Raw genomic sequence first — 19,208 nt, forward strand, 5'->3', positions numbered from 1 at the left:
TATTCAGGACATCAAACAAGTGACAACAAATGAAGGAAACATTTAAGAGTCCGCTTTTCCTCACCTTCCAAAAAACAACAAAAAACCCAGTACCTATGCGGCACTGAGTCTGTTTTCCACACTATAGATCCTCTACTTCACTAGCTGACCGCGAGTAACACCTAATTGGTTCGTCGCTTTCAACGAACGCCATACTTGCGTACCGCTAATTTCACCATCAATCGCGCGACGGTACAGGTCGAGAATTTCTCGTACCTTGTCTGGCGTCTCTTCAAGGAACTCCACACGGAAGGATCGAATGCCTAAATCCATAAAATGACTCAAGTACTCGGCACCAGATTGATCCACCGCGTTATACACCGTATTACGACAACCTTCATCGACACGCACCGGGTGAGACATACCGACACGGTCTTGTAAAGAAACGCTGTGATCCTCACATGGACGACCGCAGTTTGTAAAGTCGGTGCCTTCGCTCAGGAACGTACAGTACACACAGTGCTCCGTATGGAACATCGGCATGTGCTGATGGATAACAACCTCAAGCTTCGAGGTCTCAGCACGGCGAAGCAAATCGACCATTTGCTGAATGTTCAAATCGTACGAAGGCGTAATCTTCGAAAGGCCCGCTTCTAGGAACAAGGCAGCCGTTTTGTGGTTGGCCACATTGAGCGAGAAATCCCCGATTAACTGCGGTTTCGGCGCGTCCGGATTTTCCAACCGATGCTTCAAGAAGAAGTAGGCTGCGCCCGTATTGCGGATCAATACCGCATCCGGATTAAGCTTTAATATATGGTTAAAATAGCCCGTTTCCCCTGGCATGTGAATACGCGGTGTCACCAAAGCGATTTTGCGCCCGGCTGCACGAACGGCTTCCACGGCCGCTGGGAACTGCTTAATAAATTCGAAATCCGCATAAATAAATTCGATTTCCGTTGTTTCAAGCACAGCCTTCACCTGATCCAGGTTACGGCAAAGTGCAGTAAGCTCCACAGCCTTGCGTTCCGCTAAGGAAAGCGCAGGCGCATTCGCGGCAGCGTTGGTGATAGCCAACTCAGCAGCTGACTGAATCACGTCGTCATACACGCCGATCTCACGCTTCATGTAAACCGGTGGTTTCTGCCGCTCGTCTTCCATCAGCTCCACAGCCATGCGGCGCATGCTGTTAAGTTCACGCATCGGCACGATCAGCTCGCCGGTCAGCTGCACATCCAGCTGACTAAGCGCATAAATCGTACCGCCAAGGCGTCCGAACTGCTCCGTAAAGAGCTGTTCGTCCATCGGTCTTTTCTCCGCGCGAACGAGCGGAAGCTCGGATTGAACGAAAACGGTATGTCCGCCTTGAATATCCGTCCACCAGCTCTTGAGCGGCTCGCCTTCAACGCCGCTTACCTTCACACTAACCGGGAATGTCCGGTAAGGCTTGTCGGTCTCAAACGTCTGACGCAGGCGCTTGTCCAGCTGCGGATCATTCGTCTTCCAGATGCGGTCCCCGACATGCAGACGGCCCAGCTCCACATCATTGCGTCCCATAATGATCTCGATGAGTCCGCCCTCGGCTTCACCTTCGAGCTTCTCTCCCTTGCGGCGCAAATCGTAGATGCGTCCGCCTTCTTCCTTCTTCGTCGGATCCCCCGCGTCGAAAACAAGACCGTCACCGCGCTTGAGCGGCGCCTCCAACTCACAGATCACGCCATCGCGCAAAATCTGCTTGATGCGGCCAACGAAAACCCCGCGGCTCTTCGGAAACGTGCCGTCGACCAGCTGCTTATTGTTGGTTCCATTCAAGAAACCAACCGTAAATCCACGCGAGAAGCTTTGCTGAAGCTCACGAACCTCTTCTTTGGTCGGACGAGCATCCTCGCCATCGAAATAACGGTCAATCGCACGGCGATACTTGCTCACGACATTGGCCACATATTCAGGGGTCTTTAGACGCCCTTCAATTTTGAAAGAGCGTACGCCGGCTTCAATAAGCTCCGGCACGATCTCTATCGCTGCCAAATCCTTTGGCGACAGCAAATACGTGACATCACCCATCGGCTTTTGCACGCCATCGACCATCAGATCATACGGCAAGCGGCACGCTTGTGCGCATTCTCCGCGGTTAGCGGAACGCCCGCCCCACATCTCAGAAGTTAAACACTGACCGGAATAAGATACACAAAGCGCACCGTGCACGAAAACTTCCATTGGAAGCTTCGCTTGATCACCGATTTGTTTAATCTGCTTCAAGTTATTTTCGCGGCCTAAAACAACGCGTTCAATATCGAACGGCTTCGTAAATTCAACCGCCTCAGGCGATGTAATCGTCATCTGTGTCGATCCGTGAATCGGAAAATCCGGGGAGATTTGGCGAATCATTTTAACCAAACCAAGATCCTGTACAATGACCGCATCCACACCGGCGTCCACACATGCATCTATCAATTGCTTCGCATCATTCAGTTCTTCCTCAAACACAAGGATGTTGAAGGTAAGAAAGCCCTTTACCCCATATAGATGAAGGAACGACATAATATCCGGCAGTTCAGCCATCGTAAAGTTATGCGCGCGTGCCCTAGCATTAAATTTCTCCACACCAAAAAACACGGCATCCGCGCCATTGGCAACAGCCGCTCTCAAACAATCCCAATCCCCCGCAGGGGCCAACAATTCTATATCTTCTCTGCGTATCGTACGCATGGCAGCAAATCCTTTCAATAATAGATCCTCGGTTAAACCTCAAAGTCTTCTCTTTAGTGTAACAGAAAGGATAGGTAGGAATCTAGGGCGGGGGGTAATTACAAACTTAGCCAATATCCGACAGCCACAGCTGATTGCCAAACGTTTCCTCTCGGAACACCAAACCCTTTAGAAGTTAACAAAGCTTCCTATGAATGCTATAATGGCAAGGATAGTGACCTTTTTAGTAATTGAGGGATACCTTTGGTTTTGTCGAAAATTCGTGTTCTTAAACTACTGATCGGACTAGGCCTTGTCAGCCTATTTACCATTGTCCTACTTTTATTTTTGCCAAAAGTAGATGAAACCAAGCTCCTCTATGCGACGAGCGGGGATCTTTATGATGCGGCAGCCTATGGAAATTTTCAGCAAACCTTGCAAGCAGGCGTTCACATTGACAAGCAAAACCTACCTTCCTTAACAACGAGCCAGCTTCGTAAGTATGATGCGATTTATCTGGATCCTGCCCTTGCGCAAGATGCCGGGTGGGCGGAGCAAGTTACGAAGCTTGTTACATTCGTGAAGCAGGGCGGACATTTATTAGTGGAAAATGAGTTTGCTGACCGGTTTCCGCTGGATTTTCTTGGAGCTGCCAGAATTGTTGATTTAAAAAAGGTACCACTGAACAAATTCGGCTCACCTTTCTTATCAGGGGATTCACTGTCTCTCAGCTACCCGCAGGTGCCAGTTAATCTTCAGGGCATTCAACAAACCTTTCAATTATTTACGCAAAGCTATCTTAAGCATAATACAATGGACGATGATCTACCTGGTTTTAACCTCGGATACGGTTTCGATCCCTCCACAGGTCAAACGATTGTGGCAATGAATAAACCTGTGGAATCGAAGATGCCTGTATCGCTTGTTATGCAGAACCGCGTTGGAAAAGGCACCGTGCTGATCAGCAGTAACTTTCTGCCTAACCGGTACTTCCTAACAGGCTACGACATGATGAGCGGCATGGATCCGAAGCTAGGGTTCTCTCAGCTGGCTGCAAAGTACCAAGCAGAAATGAAACGGGTTCCGGGAACGACTTATTTCAATAGAAAAACGTTACCGATTGAGCCTTACTTTAACTTTGCTTTTGCTGCAGCGAACATGCAGTATCGCAGTGAGCTGCTGGCTTATGTATCGAAAGAAACACTTGGTTACAGTGTGAAAAAAATTCTCGGCCCTTACGGAAGGCCTGCGATGGCCTTTCAGAACCATTTTGAGGCGATGCCGGCAATTCAGCAGAAAGACGGCATTGCTTGGGCGGAGAAGCTGAAGGAATATAACGAGATCCCCTCGTTTACACTTGTGCGCAATGCCTTCTACTGGGGGCAATGGCGCGAGAGCGTGACGGTGCAGCTCAATACGGGAACGAATGCGCAGCCGAAGTTCGTAGGAGAGCTGCCTGGCTCGGGTTACGCGAGCGGGCTGCACGTGATGGCTGCCGGCAAGCCCCTGCGGCAGGCTGTGTTTCCGCAGTATCGTGATCTGCAGAGCGCGATTGAGCTGCCTTACCGCGCGTACCCTACGGCCGCGGATATGAACGGCGACGGCCGCGCGGACCTCGTGGTCGGCAGCTCGGATGGATTCGTGTATGTGTACACGAATCAAGGCGTGGACGCGGCGGCCTACACGAGTGAGCCGCTGCCTGAGGGCATGGCGCTGCCGGACACGTTCGGCGCGCCGGTGAAGCTGCTGCTGGAGTCCGGCGAGCCGCTCCAGCTTGGTCCTTACAGTGCCGTTCACGCCGCAGACGTGAACGGGGATGGCCGCACGGACCTCGTCGTCTCAGACGAGTCCGGGGCGGTAAGGCTTCTGCCGCAGCTCGCTAGCGGCAGGTTCGCGAAGCCCGCGGCGCTGCTCGCGGGCGGGAAGCCGCTGCAGCTGCCCGGAGGGCCTGCAGCGCCGTTCGTCGCCGACGTCGATGGCGACGGCAAGCTCGACCTTGTCCTAGGCGGAGCCGATGGACAAGTGTGGCTCTACAAGGGCCGCAGCGCAGCGGCCCTTGAGATCGAACAGGGCAGCGCCCTGTTCCCGCTGCCGCAGCATGCCACGCATGCCGCACCATCCGTGCGTGACATCAACGGCGATGGCCGACTTGATCTCGTGGTCGGCAGCAGCGATGGGGACCTACAAGTGTATCTTCAAGGCGCCGATGGCACTTGGACGCCACAAGGTCCCCTGCAAGGCACAACCCTGAACCAAGTTGGCGATCACGCCTTGGTTGCTGGCCACTACTCCGTCCCGCTTTGGATAGATCTTAATCACGACGGCAAAGACGACCTGGTCGTCGGCGGTATCGAATTCGGGTCCCCCGTTTCGATCGACGACCCGCAGTTTCCTTATCAAGCGGAGCTCCAGGAGTTCATCCAATACGCACGTGACAATCATTTACAAATCGATCCGCACATGTTCGTGCATAATTTCAAAAGTGCTGAAGAGGAACGTACCGAGCTTTCCCTTCACAAGAAAGCTTTCGATAAGCTCGGTATCCCTTGGCTGCACCCTGGAACGAACCAACACACGTGGCGCATCAATAACATAGATCAACAGCAAACACTGGAAAATGAACAACAGCAAGGATTATGGTACAATTTCGGATTCTTATCACCCGATTCGCCCGTTATTTCACGTCCCGAAGAGATTTGGTCGCTTCCCTTCCAACTACAGGATAAACAAGGGAATACAGATCATACGATGCTGATTCATACACCGACGCCGGTACTGCGGACAGGAGATTATGCAACGACGGACGTATTCGAATCGATGGCTAAATTGGACATGCCAATTGATTATTTCGAGCACATCGAGTACCATTTTCCAGTACCGTCTTTGGTTGCCGACTTAACCAATTTTGCTGATTACTTTAATAAACTTCGTATGAAGCATGATTATAATTTTATGACCGAAACACAGATGGCGAAGTCATTCTTAACCGCTATGAAAAGCGAAGTTCGTATTAGTCAGTCATGGGCTTCTTATTTATGGGACAAGCTGAAAGATCGTTTATCAGGCAGCAGCCCGCACTTTCACGCCATTTTGACACCGAATACCAACAAGGTGCCAAGCTTGGCTGGTGAGTATGCTGCCACACTTGGTGTTGTCATCGAAAAGGGTGAAAAACTTGCCCTATACTCCCTACAAAGTGATTCGGATATTTACACGACAATTGACAACCAATTCTATGTAGGTTTGGCTAAGCCATCCTCCATCGGTATTGGAGTGACCAAGGAAAAGTTCCACGTCGTGCGTTCTAATGTTCCATTTGAGCTGACACAGCAAGGAAACACTCATCAATTGGTCCTGAAATCAGCAGGTCTGCAGCAAGTGAAGGTATTCAGTCCCACGGAGCTACTATTCGACGGATCCGATGCCAAGATCGAGCATGATGCCCAAACACATATGTACACCATCACCCGATACGGTGATTTGACGACACTTTCTTTTACAGCAAAATGAACTAACGTTCTTTTATCTTATGACCACTTTTAAATTAACCAGGAGGCTTTCCAACATGTCTAATGAAGAATTAGTAGCGCAGCTTGAACAGCATATTCGCGAGCGTTATGAAATTGCTGAGGATGACGATGATTTTGACGTTGATGTTCATCTGTTTGATTATGGGTTCATTGACTCCATCGGAGCCACAGCACTCATCGCCCATATTGAGAAAACGTACAGCATCCAAGTGACGAATCAAGATTTAATGCTGTACTCTATGAACACGGTAAGCGAAATTGCCGATTTTATTTCCAAGAAGACTGCGAGGTAACCCACTCATGTTGACATGTAAAATTTCTTTAGAAGGCCTGGCTGAAAGTCAGCATGGACAAGTTAAATACGCGTCCGCCTTTGCCGATGAGCATATTCAGGATATTGCCCTTGTGGATGGTCACATTATCATTACCCATAACTCTCCGAATGGAAACGAAGGTATTACCGAACGGGTTCAGCGTCTTATTGAACGCTTCTCACACGGTGATTTCGGCTTCAAAGAAAACATTCTATTCGAACATAAAGTCAATACCCCTTACGAAGGCGATATTATCGCTGAGCTTGTAGAGCGTAAAGCAATTAAAGTGTTGGAGCCCGGTCTTTTTATTTTCCGTGAGCCTTTCTCCAGCTTAATGCGTTTCTTGGACTACTCTTTCGTTACAAAGATCGCCAAGCGTTTCGAAGGCATGCAGGAAGAGTCCTATCCAGCTGTCATTCATAGTCACACTTTGAATAAAACAAATCACTTCACTTCTTTCCCGGAGCACATTCATTTCGTGACTCATTTGCGTGAGGATTTGGATGTCATCGAATCCTTCTCCCAATCGATCCGCGAAGCTGGCGGTTGGAACCAAGAGCAGCCATTGGCGCTTGATAATAATATGGTGAAGCCGAACTTCATGATGAATCCTTCTACTTGTTATCACTGCTATGAAGGTCTTGAGAATGAAACGCTTGAGGGAGACGGCATCGTCGTTACAGCTATTGCGAAATGTCACCGTTTCGAGTCCAAAAACCACACCGATTTCGGTCGTCTGCTCGACTTCTCGATGCGCGAAATTATTTTCGTCGGTAAACCAGACTTCGTCAAAGAAAATCGCCTAAAATCGATTGAATATCTTAAAGAGCTTGCCGTTGAATGGAACGTGGACAGCATGATGGAGATCGCCAACGACCCGTTCTTCACGAACGATTTCCAAGTGAAAGCGTCCTTCCAACGCAATCAAGAGATGAAATATGAGCTGCGCTTGAGCATTCCTCATGTGAAGAAATCAATCGCCTGCTCCTCTGTAAACTTCCATAGCAACACGTTTGGGAATGCTTTTAATATTAAAATGGGCAAGCGCAACGCCGTTACAGGCTGTGTAGGTTTCGGAATCGAGCGCTGGGCGTTCGCATTCTTGGCGCAGTACGGTCTCGACGAGCAGCAGTGGCCTGCCACATTCCGTGAGCAGTACCATTCTTGGCAGGAGAAGGCGCTGTAAGTGCCTTTTCTGTTCTATCCGTAACTAACTTTGCTATATCGATCATAAGCAGATACCCTGATGGATCATTGATGTATAACCATTGATAATAAATCCCGATGAGTGATCCTCGAGGGCGCTGGATACATCAAGCAACCTACCCATTTCCCAAGTAACATTACATGGCCCACACGCCGACATTAGCTGTACGATATACAGTTCCTTGTCAGCTGTGGGCCAACTAATGCTTCATGCGTTCTCTATGGCAAGCCAGACGTGATGAAGCGTCCATCCTATACAAAGATAATGAGTGATACCGTTGAAAGTAGCTGCATTTCTCAAAAAAAATAGCTTCGTACTCGGCCTGATGCTGGCAATCGTCGTCTCCGACCTGCTCATTTCCTGGTGGAACCCGATGGTTAGCTCGCGCCGTTTTTACAAAAACGACTTTACCAAAACGCTCTACCACCACGGCTGGTCCCAATCGGGTCCAGTTTTCTTCGGTAATTCCTCCGTTACGGGTGCGTATATCGAAGAGAAATCCGAAGCCCATTTGGTTGAGATGGGACTTTCTTATGGAAAGCTAACCGACCTGAAAGCCATCCTATCAAATAACCTTTACCAGGTGAAGGATGAGCTTGTGATTGGCATTGATGTTCACACTATGCTGGACTCACTTGAAACCGATCCAACCTACCAATGGTTCAAACCCTGGTATCAGCCTTATGTTTACACGTATCGCGACTATTTCCGGGATTCCGGTGAAGAGTTTGCTCGTAATTTGAGTAAAGGCAGCCTAACCTACGAGCCTCGCTGGATAGATAAAGAGCTGTACCCCGGTCGCAAAGACGATGCATTCCTAAAGACGAAATGGACCGATTACGACAAACGTTTCGGTTCCATGAAACTGAAGGATTTTCAGGCAAATTTGGATGCTCTGCAATGGGTTATCCAGTATGCGAATAAGCATCAACTTCCTCTGCGTGTGATTTGGATGCCGTGGAACAAAGGATATGCGGATCCGCCTTACGTCGCCTCCTTAATGCAAGAGGCAAATCGCCAGCTGCAAGCTGCGAATGTGCCTACATTGGATTTGCTTCACAAATACGATCCACGCTATTTCCATGACCTTGTCCACTTGAACCGAGAAGAGGGCGCGCCGCTATTTACAAAGGAGGTAGGCACATGGTTAAAATCCTTAGGAAAACCATCGAAGTCCTGATCTATCTCGTGATGCTGTATTTGGTTTTCATCTATTTTACTGGCAAGGGCTTGTTTATCTACGAGAAATTCTAGTATTTCTAAATCTTCTAGAAGTCTAAGATGAGACTGATCAAGCTTTCGAAGCGAGGAGTTCTATAGCTATGTTTTATATGCACATGAACGCAATTATCGCTATGATTGGCATGGTTGCCGTTCTGATGCTCACCCGCAAGTGGGCTAATAACAAACGCATTCTGATGATTATTTTCAGCCTCTGCTTTCTGCTGCTGTTTAGCCAGAAGTTGCTTATTTTCTATGCTGCTTTCACGATCATTAATTATGCTGGCTTTGTTTATCTATGCCGAACAACGTTCTGGCGTAAAGCGACCTTTATTTTCGCGATTGCCGCTAATGTTGTCGGTGTGTTTCTCGGTGTCCGGCTTTTCGTCATGGACATTTTTCACAATCCTTTGTTCGATGCTATCATCTATTTAGGCCTCATTTATAACGTTCTAAAAGTGATCGATGCTTACTATTTTGCTTATTTTTTCGGTAAAGAAGGCCAAGTTCCAGCCATTGATTACGCGAATTACCTGCTCTTCATTCCAACTTTTACATCGGGACCGATTTTAAAATTCCGTGATTTCATGGCCGATAGCAAAAAGCCTTACAACGTAGACGCTGCTCTTTTTGAAGACAGTGTGAAACGGATCATTTTAGGTTTGTTTAAGAAAATTGTTGTGGTTACCTGGATGACCAGCGTATTCGATCAAGTGCTAAAGCAGGATCTGCACACCCATCAGTCGTTATTTCTATTGATCTGGTTCTATGCACTCATTTACTTTGATTTCTCCGGTTATTCCGATATGGCGATCGGCTTTGGGCGATTGATGGGCTATACGATGCCTGAGAACTTCAAGCGTCCTCTCTTCTCTCCTTCCATGACGCAGTTTTGGCGAAATTGGCACGCGACGTTAGGTGATTTTTTCCGAGATCATATTTTCATGTTCTTCTCCCGTACTGCTCCATCCCGCTGGGTAGCCTCCAGCTTGTCCGTTCTGATTATGGTCTTGATTGGTCTGTGGCATGGCTTTACATGGCTTTATTTCTTCTACGGGCTCTATCATGGGATCATTCTGGCCATCGAAAATATCTTTAAAATCACTACCGTTAACAAAAAGAAAGTATACAAAACTTATTTCTACTTTCGTTGTTTCGTGACACAAGCATTAGTTACGTTCTCGGTTATTATCTACAGCTCCAATTATGAGACGGTACTTCGGATCTATAAAGGCTTGCTTCATTTTACTGGATGATAGTGGTATAATTTGTGTGGTTGTTTACCATTTATGGAGGTGTACCTAATGAAGTTAGGCGTTTTTATGGTTCTGTTCGGTGGAAAACCTTTCGAGGAAGCGTTGGATTACATTGCTGCGAAAGGCTTAGATGCTGTCGAAATTGGTACAGGGGGCTATCCCGGTACAGCTCATTGCAACCCAAGCGAACTTCTCGCAGACGCAGGGAAATTAAAAGCATTTAAACATGCGGTGGAATCCCGCGGTTTGACAATCAGCGCGCTTAGCGCCCACGGTAACCCGCTGCACCCGCAAAAACACATTGCTAAAGAGTTTCATGATGCTATCATACAAACGATTGATCTTGCTGAGCGCTTAGAGGTACCTGTAGTTAATACGTTCTCAGGCTGCCCTGGTGACCATGAGGATGCGAAGTATCCGAACTGGCCGGTAGCGCCTTGGCCGAACGATTTCCAAGAGATTCTGGACTGGCAGTGGGGGAACAAAATTATTCCTTACTGGACAGAGACAGGCAAGTACGCTTCCGACCGTAATATTAAAATTGGTCTGGAGCTGCACGGTGGTTTCTCCGTACATACGCCAGCAACTCTCCTTCGTCTGCGCGAAGCAGCAGGTGATGCGATCGGCGCGAATCTTGACCCGAGTCATATGTGGTGGCAAGGAATCGATCCTGTTCAAGCTGTTCAAATCCTTGGCCGTGCCGGAGCGATTCACCATTTCCACGCCAAAGATACATCTCTTGATGTTAACAATGTGAACCGCTATGGTGTAACAGACATGCAATCCTACGCTAACATGCTTGACCGCGCTTGGCAGTTCCGCTCCGTTGGTTATGGTCATGATATGAAGGTTTGGGCTGACATCATTAGCGCTCTGCGCCTTGTTGGTTACGACTATGTCGTGAGCATCGAGCACGAAGACGGTTTGATGTCCGTTGAAGAAGGATTCTCCAAAGCGGTGCAAAATCTGCAACAAGTGCTCATCAAGGAACCTCTTGGTGAAATGTGGTGGGTATAAGCGTTCGCTTTAAATAAAACAAAAAAGCCCGCAGGTGCCGTTGATCTTACGATCTGGATCCTGTGGGCTTTTATCTTGTTTTGCTCTGATTTACCAGCCGCTGATCATAACGTAATCCATGAAGCCGAATACGATCAAGGAAACTCCCGCAAACCCAAGGGCAAACAAATTTCTTCGAGGGTTGATCAACTGTCTAATAACCGCAATGGCGATGACAACCGTGAAGATCAAAACGTAAATATCAAAGCTTGTATACGTACTTGTTGTTGCTGCTGCTGCTTCCGCTAATAACATGGTGAAACCTCCTTATAGTAACTCGGTGCAAGGCACACGTCCTGCTATTTTAATTCTATGTTAGCTTGATTGGGCATTAGATGCAAGTGATTACAACGATGTGTAACAAGTTTGTCACCTTTTGCAAGCCTTGACCCCTATGATAAGGCCATAGATGGATAGATTTAACGAAGCTAATACATCAAATCAATGATTTCTTTTTGATGAATCGTGTTTTCTCCTACCTGCCTCGTAAGTATAAAATGTCCATCTCATCGAATATTTATAACTCCGGTCATACTAAGATTTAACTCTTAATTTATACATCAGCTGCCAAAATAAAAAATAAACCCGACATCCCTATCGAGGGACGTTTCGGGTTCTATGTTTTTCATAGAGTTACATTTCTTAAACGACTAGTCCGTACACGGGGTCGAATTCTTTATGCTCCTCTAAGTATGCGTTTTGTAGTTTTTCTGCTAATTCTTTCTCCTGCCAAGCTAAGAATCGAAAAGGATCAATACCTAAAGCAGAAACAATCTCTTGTAACTCTAACGTCGGTTTCATAACAAGCCTCCATAAAGTAGATAGATTAGACTGCTTATATCCTCAATCATGGATAGTTAGTAAGTGGGATATTTTCGTATGCAACTTATAACCTAATTATAGGTCTATTCTCCCTCATTGAGATAGAGGGTTAAATTGTCGAAGCTTGTATCATTCAATTAAGTCTTAACAAAATTAATGGTATGTTAGTCGGAATTGTGACAAAAAGAACAAAATAAGCTTGGCGTCACGATCTCTTGTATCGTGAGCCAAGCTTATTCGGGTAACTGACTAGCCGACTGATTCTTCTAGCACCTCAAGGCGCTTCGCGTAGTTCTCAGAGCGCTCCCGATCCCGTTCAAGGATCGGTTTCAAATACTGGCCGGTGTAGGACCCGGCCACCTTCACGACATCCTCCGGCGTACCGGCAGCGACGATCAGTCCTCCGCGGGTACCACCCTCGGGGCCTAGATCGATGACGTGGTCCGCCGTCTTGATCACATCGAGGTTATGCTCGATGACAAGCACCGTTTCACCGTTCTCAACGAGACGGTGAAGCACCTTCAGCAGACGATCGATATCGTGGATGTGGAGCCCCGTAGTGGGCTCATCCAGGATGTAGATCGTCTTGCCTGTGCTGCGGCGGTACAGCTCCGCCGCGAGCTTCACACGCTGGGCTTCGCCGCCAGACAGCGTAGTAGCTGGCTGGCCGAGGGTCATGTAGCCCAGCCCCACATCTAGAAGTGTCGTCAGCTTACGATGAATACGCGGCAAGTTCTTGAAGAACTCGCAGCCGTCCTCAATCGTCATCTCTAACACTTCAGAAATGCTCTTGCCTTTGTACTTCACTTCCATCGTCTCGCGGTTGTATCGCTTGCCTTTACAGACTTCACAAGGCACGTACACGTCCGGTAAGAAGTGCATCTCGATCTTGATGATGCCGTCTCCACGACAAGCCTCACAGCGGCCGCCCTTCACGTTAAAGCTGAAGCGGCCTTTCTTGTAACCGCGAACTTTGGCTTCGTTCGTATTCGCATAAACATCACGAATATCGTCAAACACACCGGTATACGTCGCTGGATTGGAGCGTGGCGTACGGCCAATCGGTGATTGGTCAATGTCGATGACTTTATCAATGTGTTCAAGTCCCACAATTTCCTTGTGCTCGCCAGGACGCACCTTAGCTCCGTTTAGATCACGCGACAAGGTTTTGAACAAAATTTCGTTAATCAACGTACTTTTGCCTGAACCGGATACCCCTGTTACACAGGTGAATACTCCGAGTGGCACTTTAGCCGAGACGTTGCGCAAATTATTTTCTTTGGCGCCTTTGACCTCGATCCATTTCCCATTCGGCTTGCGTCGCGCTGCCGGAATAGGAATGAAACGTTTGCCGCTAAGGTATTGTCCGGTTAGAGAGTTTTCGTCTTTCATCAACTCTGTAGGCGTACCTTCCGCAATAACCTGTCCGCCATGAATACCGGCACCAGGACCGATATCGATAATGTAATCCGCAGCCATCATCGTGTCTTCATCATGTTCCACGACGATTAATGTGTTGCCGAGATCACGCATATGTTCGAGCGTCTGAATCAGACGCGTATTATCTCTCTGATGCAGTCCAATGCTAGGCTCATCCAAAATATAAAGGACACCCATCAAGCTAGAACCGATCTGAGTAGCCAAGCGAATCCGTTGTGCTTCTCCACCCGATAACGTACCTGCAGCACGATGCATCGTTAAGTAATCAAGACCCACGTTGACTAGGAACCCCAGGCGAGATCTGATTTCTTTGAGAATCAAATTGGAAATTGTCAGCTCACGTTCATTCAAGTCCAACCCTTTGAACCATTCCTCAGCGTCACCAATTGAAAGGGAAGTTGCGTGCGCAATGTTTTTGCCATTGATCGTCACAGCTAACGTTTCGGGCTTCAGACGCTGTCCTTTACACTTCGGACAAGGCTTCGTGCTCATATACGTCTGGATATGCTCCCTGATCCCCTCAGAGAAGGTATCTTTGAATCTGCGCTCTAAGTTGCGAATGATACCCTCGAAAGGAACTAATGCTTCCTTGCTCGCTCCCATATCATTCTCGTAGCGGAAGCGAATCTTCTCCCCGCCTGTTCCATAAAGGATAACCTTCATCTGATCATTGCTTATCTCAGAAACAGGTATATTGCGCGGAATGGAATAATGCTCACAAACCGCCGCAAGAAACTGCGGATAATAGTTGGAAGTGCTGCCAGCCCAAGCTTCGAACGCTCCTTCTTCAATCGTTAACTTCGCATCAGGAACAAGTAAATCAGGATCAACGATCATCTGACTGCCTAGTCCATCACAGTCGGGGCAAGCACCGAATGGACTGTTAAACGAAAACATTCTCGGTGCTAATTCTTCAACGCTGAAGCCGCACTCCGGACAAGCTAAGTTCTGGCTAAAGAGCAGCTCTTCTTGGTCAATAATATCGACGATTACCCGGCCATTTGCCAATTTGAGCGCTGTTTCCAGGGAATCCGCAAGACGAGTTTGAACATCCTCTTTGATCACGATACGGTCAACAACGACCTCGATCGTATGCTTTTTATTTTTGTCGAGCTCAATCTTCTCAGCGAGATCGACCGTTTCACCATTGACACGCACCCTGACGAATCCCTGCTTTTGAATATCAGCAAGCAGCTTCGTATGTTCGCCTTTGCGTCCTGAAATAAGAGGAGCTAGAATCTGGAGCTTCGTTCGTTCCGGATACTCCATAATGCGATCCACCATTTGTTCCACGGTTTGCGATGTAATCTCAATGCCATGGGTCGGACAGTGCGGACGTCCAATTCGAGCATATAGTAAGCGCAAATAGTCGTAAATCTCCGTTACTGTCCCAACCGTGGAACGCGGATTACGGCTTGTTGTTTTCTGATCAATGGAAATAGCCGGGGATAGACCTTCAATCGAATCTACATCCGGCTTATCCATTTGCCCTAGAAATTGTCTGGCATAGGCAGATAGAGATTCAACGTATCTGCGCTGCCCCTCCGCATAAATCGTATCAAAGGCAAGCGAAGATTTCCCTGATCCACTTAAGCCTGTGAGAACAACAAACTTATCACGCGGAATCGTGACATCGATATTTTTCAGATTATGAGCTCTCGCTCCTTTAATGACGATTTGATCTCTAGACACAGTACCCTTCCTCTCCTATGTGAAGCTGAAGCCCCTTCTAGGCGTCAGCTTTCATTTCCATAATAGCATCACGCAGCTGCGCGGCACGTTCGAACTGCAGGTTCTTCGCAGCCTCTTTCATCTCGCCTTCCAAACGCTCGATCAGCGATGCGCGATCCTTCTTCGACATCTTCGCACCCTTCACATCAGCCAGATAATCCGCTTTCTGTTCAGCCACCTTCGTAGCTTCAATGACATCGCGAATTTTCTTGGCAATCGTTTGCGGTGTGATCCCCAGCTTCTCATTATGCGCTTCTTGCAGACTTCGACGGCGACTCGTCTCATAGATCGCTTTCTGCATGGAGTCTGTTATTTTATCTCCATACATAATGACACGTCCGTCTGAATTCCTCGCAGCACGGCCGATGGTTTGAATCAGCGATCGTTCCGAGCGTAGGAAGCCTTCTTTGTCCGCATCTAGAATAGCGACCAGCGAAACCTCAGGTAAATCAAGCCCTTCCCTAAGGAGGTTAATCCCCACAAGAACATGGAAAGTGCCCAACCGCAAATCACGTAAAATCTGCATACGTTCAAATGTCTTGATATCCGAGTGCAAGTATCGAACCTTAATCCCTATTTCCTTAAAGTAATCGGTTAAATCTTCCGACATTTTTTTCGTTAAGGTAGTAACGAGCACCCGCTCATCTTTACGAATTCGATCATGAATTTCCGCTATTAAATCATCAATTTGTCCTTTGGTTGGTCTTACCTCAATAATAGGATCCAGTAACCCTGTAGGACGAATAATTTGCTGTGTCATTTGTGGACAATGTTCCAGCTCATAAGGTCCAGGCGTTGCTGATATATATAAAATTTGACTGACTTTCTCCTCAAACTCCTCAAAGCGTAAAGGTCGGTTATCCAGTGCAGATGGCAAACGGAAACCATGATCAACCAATACTTCTTTTCTCGCCCTATCTCCATTGTACATCGCGCGAATTTGCGGCAAAGTCACATGAGATTCATCGACCATAAAGAGCATGTCGTCCGGGAAATAATCCAAAAGCGTATAAGGCGTAGCCCCCCGCTCACGGAAAGTCAGCGGTCCTGAGTAATTCTCAATCCCATTGCAGAAGCCCATCTCTTGCATCATTTCCATATCATAACGAGTCCGCTGTTCAAGCCTTTGTGCTTCGAGCAGCTTCCCTTGCTCTTTCAGCTCAGCAAGACGCTCCTCAAGCTCACGTTCAATATTCACGAGAGCGCGTTTCATCGTATCTTCGTGCGTCACAAAGTGAGACGCTGGGAAAATCGCGATATGCTCGCGTTCGCCGATAATCTCGCCGGTGAGCACATCAATTTCCGTAATCCTTTCGATTTCGTCACCAAACAACTCAACTCTCACCGCTTGCTCGCCATGCGACGCTGGGAAAATCTCAACAACATCTCCGCGCACGCGAAAAGTCCCGCGCACAAAATTCAAATCATTCCGCTGATATTGAATATCCACGAGCTTGTGTAAAATTTCATTGCGCGATTTCTCCATACCTACACGTAAAGAAAGCAGCATATTGCCATATTCAATTGGTGAACCCAAGCCGTAAATACACGACACGCTCGCCACGACAATAACGTCACGGCGTTCAAATAACGAGCTTGTCGCTGAGTGACGAAGCTTATCAATCTCTTCATTGATGCTGGAATCTTTCTCGATGTAAGTGTCAGAGGAGGCAATGTAGGCTTCTGGTTGGTAGTAATCATAGTAACTAACGAAGTAGGAGACGGCATTATGAGGGAAGAATTCTTTAAATTCACTGCACAACTGTGCGGCTAACGTTTTGTTATGCGCAATAATTAGGGTTGGACGGTTCAACTTGGCAATGACTTGCGCCGCTGTGAACGTTTTTCCCGTTCCCGTCGCACCCAAGAGCGTCTGATGCTTATTACCCGCTTGTATACTTTGAACAATTTCTTCAATCGCTTGAGGCTGATCACCTTGCGGAGAAAAATCGGATACAAGTTCAAACTTCTTAGAACTAATTACAAGATCACTCATCAATAATCACCTACACTTATAGTGGTTGTTTAAAAAGTTCACTTTTTAAACCTACATTTTATCGAAATAAATCGAACTTTTATCCTATTAACTTTCCTTATGCTATTTCCGATATAGAAGTTTATGGAACTTATTCGCCACAAATATGAAGGATTCTCTAATTTCATCCATCATAAGAATGTTTGTTCTGGTTTTTCCATTATACTCTTTTTGAATCATGGATGCAAACGGCAATATCTGTTACGGCCTGTATAAAATTTGTGGAGAACGACACCAACGAACTTATCAGGTTGCTTTATGGTTCCTATTCTTTTTATGCTAATTAGGAGTGGTACAGTCATGGATTTGACAACAGTTTTAGGATTAGTATTGGGTCTTGCAGGTTTAGTCGGCGGGTACATGTGGGATGGCGGTCATATTAGTTCATTGATCATCCCGAGTGCCATGCTCATCGTTTTCGGGGGAACCTTTGGTGCGGTAGCCATCAGCTTCCCACTTTCTATTTTAGCCAAAATCCCTAAAGCTCTAGGCATTGCCTTCAAAGAAGTTAAAAGAGATCCGGGGGCAACGATTGATGAACTAGTGGATATGGCTTCGATCGCTCGTCGTGAAGGAGTACTAGCCCTAGAGCAGCGCGCACAGGAGCATACAAATCCGTTCCTTAAAGATGGCTTGCTAATGGTGGTGGATGGCACTGATCCCGAGCTTACCAGACAAATTCTGGAGCTTGAGATGGATGCTATTGAACATCAGGTTAACAATATGTCAAAAGTGTTTGAAGCTGGAGGCGGATATGCACCAACCATGGGAATTATCGGTACCGTTATGGGGCTCATTCACGTTCTCGGTAATCTCGACGACCCCTCCAGTCTCGGTCCCGCCATTGCCGTTGCTTTCACAGCCACTTTATACGGTGTTATGAGCGCCAACTTGGTCTATCTTCCGATTGCTAATAAAATTAAGGTTCGCGGCAAAGAAATGGTTTCCGAAATGGAACTGATGTTAGAAGGAATTCTTGCCCTTCAAGCTGGTGAGAATCCACAGTTAATTAAGAAAAAACTGAATTCCTTCCTCCACGATAAATCAACGAAGAAAGTCGTAGAGGAGGATGTCGACAATGGCGCGGAGAGGTAAGAAGCACGAGGAACATGTCAATCATGAGAGATGGCTCATTACTTACGCTGATTTAATCACCCTTCTGCTCGTTTTCTTCATTATTATGTATGCAATGAGTAAAGTCGATGTTCAAAAGTATTCCGTTCTGGCCCAAGCCTTAAACATGCAATTCCAGAAAGCTGACTCGGTTTTGGATAAAGGCTTTGGCGTAAGCGGCCAAATGACCCCTAAGCAAGGCGATGCCCAGACACCGCAGAACCAGAATCAGAGCCAGGACGATCAGAAGGAAGAGAAAGATAAAACGAAGCCTGAAGAGAATGAAAAAGAGAAGCGCGAAAAGGAACTTCAGGATCTTTTAAAACAAGTCCAAGCTTATATTAAGGATCAGAATCTGGAGGCACAAGTGTCTGCTAGTGATACAGAACGTGGTGTGGCTATCACCCTTAACGACTTATTCCTATTCGACCTAGGAAAAGCGGATCTGAAAGCGGCCTCCTTTCCTATTCTGCAGAAGCTTGCTTCACTTATCCCTACGTTGAACAGCAAGGTTAGCATTGAAGGTCATACCGACAACTTGCCGCTAGCTACGGGTTCTCCTTTCAAAGATAACTGGGGATTATCCTTCGCCCGTTCCCTTTCGGTGCTTCGCTATTTTAGTGATACGGCCAAGCTGGATAACAACAAATTTATTGCTACCGCTTATGCCGATACGATGCCAAAAGTAGCCAACACCAGCGATGAGAACCGCAGCAAAAATCGCCGCGTCGAAATCATTGTACTGCGTGATGGGCTTTCTCCAACAACAACGGTTAAATGAGCAAAGACCCTTCCTCTTTCAAACGAGAGGATAGGGTC

General features: G+C 47.2%; 13 protein-coding genes and 1 pseudogene. 9 read left to right on the forward strand and 5 right to left on the reverse strand.

Features of this window, described 5'->3' with window-relative positions; translation table 11 throughout:
• Positions 1-132: 132 nt before the first annotated feature.
• Positions 133-2,685 carry a U32 family peptidase gene (locus AC58U0_RS24310; protein WP_497381527.1) on the reverse strand — a complete coding sequence of 851 codons (2,553 nt, stop codon included), beginning with the start codon at positions 2,683-2,685 and terminating at the stop codon, positions 133-135.
• A gap of 249 nt (positions 2,686-2,934) precedes the next feature.
• Between AC58U0_RS24310 and AC58U0_RS24315 the strand changes: the two genes are divergently transcribed.
• From AC58U0_RS24315 to AC58U0_RS24340, 6 genes are all read left to right on the forward strand, one after another.
• Positions 2,935-6,174, forward strand: a complete 3,240-nt coding sequence (locus AC58U0_RS24315) for an FG-GAP repeat domain-containing protein (protein WP_497381528.1) — start codon at positions 2,935-2,937, stop codon at positions 6,172-6,174.
• Positions 6,175-6,229: 55 nt separating this feature from the next.
• Positions 6,230-6,487, forward strand: coding sequence for an acyl carrier protein (locus AC58U0_RS24320; protein ID WP_261303522.1), 258 nt, complete (start codon positions 6,230-6,232; stop codon positions 6,485-6,487).
• Positions 6,488-6,494: 7 nt separating this feature from the next.
• Complete coding sequence (locus AC58U0_RS24325) at positions 6,495-7,694, forward strand: class-II aminoacyl-tRNA synthetase family protein (RefSeq protein ID WP_497381529.1); 1,200 nt, start codon at positions 6,495-6,497, stop codon at positions 7,692-7,694.
• Positions 7,695-7,983: 289 nt separating this feature from the next.
• Entirely contained in the window at positions 7,984-8,895 is a 912-nt protein-coding gene (locus AC58U0_RS24330; RefSeq protein ID WP_497381530.1) for a hypothetical protein, read from the forward strand.
• A gap of 142 nt (positions 8,896-9,037) precedes the next feature.
• Positions 9,038-10,192 carry an MBOAT family O-acyltransferase gene (locus AC58U0_RS24335; RefSeq protein ID WP_497381531.1) on the forward strand — a complete coding sequence of 385 codons (1,155 nt, stop codon included), beginning with the start codon at positions 9,038-9,040 and terminating at the stop codon, positions 10,190-10,192.
• A 48-nt stretch (positions 10,193-10,240) separates the two neighbouring features.
• The gene (locus AC58U0_RS24340) at positions 10,241-11,209 is read left to right on the forward strand and encodes a sugar phosphate isomerase/epimerase family protein (RefSeq protein WP_057303263.1); all 969 of its coding nucleotides are present in this window, start codon (positions 10,241-10,243) and stop codon (positions 11,207-11,209) included.
• A 90-nt stretch (positions 11,210-11,299) separates the two neighbouring features.
• Here AC58U0_RS24340 and AC58U0_RS24345 read toward each other — a convergent pair whose 3' ends face one another.
• On the reverse strand, positions 11,300-11,503 hold the full coding sequence (locus AC58U0_RS24345; protein ID WP_497381532.1) for a DUF2759 family protein: 204 nt from the start codon (positions 11,501-11,503) through the stop codon (positions 11,300-11,302).
• Between the two features lie 158 nt (positions 11,504-11,661).
• Here AC58U0_RS24345 and AC58U0_RS24350 point away from each other — a divergent pair.
• Positions 11,662-11,790 (forward strand): annotated as a pseudogene (locus AC58U0_RS24350) (hypothetical protein); the annotation flags it as partial.
• 100 nt (positions 11,791-11,890) lie between these two features.
• Here AC58U0_RS24350 and AC58U0_RS24355 read toward each other — a convergent pair.
• The 3 genes from AC58U0_RS24355 to uvrB all read right to left on the reverse strand — a co-directional run bounded on the left by AC58U0_RS24355 (position 11,891) and on the right by uvrB (position 17,237).
• On the reverse strand, positions 11,891-12,049 hold the full coding sequence (locus AC58U0_RS24355; protein ID WP_261303518.1) for a hypothetical protein: 159 nt from the start codon (positions 12,047-12,049) through the stop codon (positions 11,891-11,893).
• A gap of 270 nt (positions 12,050-12,319) precedes the next feature.
• Complete coding sequence (gene uvrA / locus AC58U0_RS24360; RefSeq protein WP_497381533.1) at positions 12,320-15,202, reverse strand: excinuclease ABC subunit UvrA; 2,883 nt, start codon at positions 15,200-15,202, stop codon at positions 12,320-12,322.
• Between the two features lie 37 nt (positions 15,203-15,239).
• Positions 15,240-17,237, reverse strand: a complete 1,998-nt coding sequence (gene uvrB, locus AC58U0_RS24365; protein ID WP_497381534.1) for an excinuclease ABC subunit UvrB — start codon at positions 17,235-17,237, stop codon at positions 15,240-15,242.
• 339 nt (positions 17,238-17,576) lie between these two features.
• On the opposite strand from uvrB, the gene AC58U0_RS24370 reads away from it, so the two are divergent.
• Together AC58U0_RS24370 and AC58U0_RS24375 are read left to right on the forward strand one after the other, a co-directional pair.
• Entirely contained in the window at positions 17,577-18,371 is a 795-nt protein-coding gene (locus tag AC58U0_RS24370; protein ID WP_497381535.1) for a flagellar motor protein, read from the forward strand.
• Positions 18,355-19,170 carry a flagellar motor protein MotB gene (locus AC58U0_RS24375; RefSeq protein ID WP_497381536.1) on the forward strand — a complete coding sequence of 272 codons (816 nt, stop codon included), beginning with the start codon at positions 18,355-18,357 and terminating at the stop codon, positions 19,168-19,170. The genes AC58U0_RS24370 and AC58U0_RS24375 overlap by 17 nt, the downstream gene beginning before the upstream one ends.
• Positions 19,171-19,208: the final 38 nt, after the last annotated feature.

This window comes from Paenibacillus sp. J31P190 (genome assembly GCF_059692075.1).